Genomic DNA, 2502 nt, shown 5'->3' with positions numbered 1-2502 from the left:
CCCCCCCTGGCAAATGAATTAAGGTTTGCCGATCAGTCTTTTTGTTTAGGATACTTGCCACTAAAGAAGCACAAGCTCCCGTTCCACAGGCCAAAGTTTCTCCTACTCCTCTTTCCCATACTCTGAAGTTTACTTCTTTCCTATTTAAAACTTGGATAAATTCTACATTGGTTTTTTGGGGGAAAAGGGAATGATTTTCAATTTGCGGTCCAATTTCACTTACTGCTATAGATTTTACATCATCAGTAAAGATTATACAATGAGGGTTGCCCATAGAAACACAGGTAATTTTAAAAATCTGCTCAGGATTTACCTTTAATGTTTCATCTATAACTGTAGGAGAATCTTCTCCTATCATAGGTATTTCTCTTCTTCTCAATTTAGGAATACCCATATCTACCTTAATTCCGGAGACTTTTTTATTTACAATTATTAATTCAGGAATTATTATGCCGGCTAAGGTTTCTACTGTAAATTTACTTTTAGTAACTATTTTATTTTCATAAACATATTTAGCAAAACACCTGATGCCATTTCCACACATCTCTGCTTCGCTACCGTCAAAATTAATAATTCTCATTCGTAGATCAGCCTTAGAAGAGGGAAGGATAAGAATTAAACCATCTGCCCCAATTCCAAAGTTGCGGTTACAAAGTCTTTTTGCCAGACAAGAAAGGAATGATGAATCGCCCAATGGTTTACTTAAGCAGTCTATTAAAATAAAATCATTCCCTAATCCCTGCATTTTTATGAAATTTATTTTCATAATGATATTTTCCCCTTGTTTTTTAGTGTTTTTAAACTTAAAGCTTAAAGCGAAAAACCATAATTCAAAATTCTAAACTTTTTAGTATTGTTTGGTGTAGGGGTCGAATTTATTCAACTCGATATTTGAAATAGAGATTGCTTCGTCGCTTCGCTTCTCGCAATGACATTTAGAAATATGCGGGTTTGATAAATCAAACCCCTACAAATTACTCATTACACATTTGTTTGTCTCGTCACGGGCAGACACAAGGTCTGCCCCTACACCCGAATTCTGGCTTCTGACTTCTATCTCAGATATTCAATACATCTTTCATTTCATAAAAACCCGCAGGTTTACCTTCCATAAATTTTATAGCCTGGATGGTGCCATAGGCAAAGGTATCCCGACTATGGGCTTTATGAGTAAGTTCTAATCTTTCTCCTAAGGAAGTGAAGATGACGGTATGTTCTCCGGCAATATCGCCGCCTCTAACAGAATGAATGCCAATCTCTCCTCTTTTCCTTTCTCCAATCATTCCTTCTCTGCCATAGATGGTCACTTGATCTAAATTTACATTTCTTACTTTAGCAATTTCTTGAGCTAATTTTTTAGCTGTGCCACTGGGGGAATCTTTTTTAAAACGGTGATGGGTTTCAATAATTTCTATATCGTAATTATCATCCAAGGCTGCAGCAGTTTCGGTAACCAGTTTGAAGAGTAAATTTACTCCTAAGGACATATTTGGGGAGAGGAGAAATGGGATATTTTTAGCTAATTTATTAATTTTTTTAATTTCTTCCGAGGAGAATCCAGTAGTTCCCATAATCATTGCTTTTTTATATTTAGAGACAGTTTCTAAATGTTGAAGAGATACCTTAGGGTTAGTGAATTCAACTACCTGAGCAGTGTCCTGAATAATTTTTTCTAAATTATCTCCAATAATTATTTCTGTTTTCCCCAGGCCAACGGTTATTCCCCAATCTTTTCCGATATTAGGATGCATAGGGGATTCAATTATCCCTACTAACTTCATATCCTTATTCTGGTAAATTAATTGAGCAACTTTTGAACCCATCTTTCCACCACCGCCGCATACTATCACTTTAATCATAATCTTATCCCTCCAGTAAACCAAATTTAATTAAATCTGCTTTTAATTTTAATAGATTATTTTCACTCATAGGAGACATAGGTAAACGTAAACCACCAGAAGGTAGTCCCATCAATTGAGCACTGGTTTTTACTGGAATAGGGTTAGTTTCGTAAAACATAGCATTACTTAAGGGATAAACTTTAGACAGGAAAATTTCTTTAGCTTCCTGATAATTTCCATTTTCAAATTCTTTGATCATATTAGAAACCTCATAGGGGATGATGTTAGCTACAACTGAAATTACCCCTTTACCTCCAATAGATAAAACCGGGAGTAATAATTTATCATCCCCAGAAAGAAGGGTAATTTTGTCTCCGCATAATTCAACTATCTCAGTCATCTGATCCAAATTTCCACTAGCTTCTTTTACTCCTATTATATTTTTTAATTCAGCTAATTCCGCTAAAGTTTCCGGTAACATATTTACTCCAGTACGAGAGGGGACATTGTAGATTATAATTGGTAGATCCACTTCTTCAGCTATCTTTTTAAAATGTAAATATAGTCCCTTTTGAGTTGGTTTGTTATAAAAAGGTGTGATGATGAGGGCAGCATCTGCTCCTGCTTCTTTAGCGTAAGAAGTTAAGTCTAATGCTTCTTG

Annotated in this window: 3 protein-coding genes; all 3 read right to left on the bottom strand. The window is 35.3% G+C overall.

What is annotated here, in order from left to right:
• The coding region (gene dapF / locus COZ07_RS01205) for a diaminopimelate epimerase (protein WP_406606777.1) at positions 1 to 766 on the bottom strand (766 nt) is incomplete at its 3' end.
• A 292-nt stretch (positions 767 to 1058) separates the two neighbouring features.
• The gene (dapB, locus tag COZ07_RS01200; protein ID WP_406606776.1) at positions 1059 to 1859 is read right to left on the bottom strand and encodes a 4-hydroxy-tetrahydrodipicolinate reductase; all 801 of its coding nucleotides are present in this window, start codon (positions 1857 to 1859) and stop codon (positions 1059 to 1061) included.
• 4 nt (positions 1860 to 1863) lie between these two features.
• A partial coding sequence (gene dapA / locus COZ07_RS01195; protein ID WP_406606775.1) for a 4-hydroxy-tetrahydrodipicolinate synthase occupies positions 1864 to 2502 on the bottom strand: 639 nt, incomplete at its 5' end.

Origin of the sequence: Candidatus Infernicultor aquiphilus (assembly GCF_002784285.1) — a bacterium.
Classification (GTDB): domain Bacteria; phylum Atribacterota; class Phoenicimicrobiia; order Phoenicimicrobiales; family Phoenicimicrobiaceae; genus Infernicultor; species Infernicultor aquiphilus.
This window is presented reverse-complemented; position numbering and strand designations above follow the sequence as displayed.

Excerpts from the sequence above, each read along its gene's own strand:
- dapB (WP_406606776.1), bottom strand. The coding sequence starts at position 1,859 with ATGATTAAAGTGATAGTATGCGGCGGTGGTGGAAAGATGGGTTCAAAA.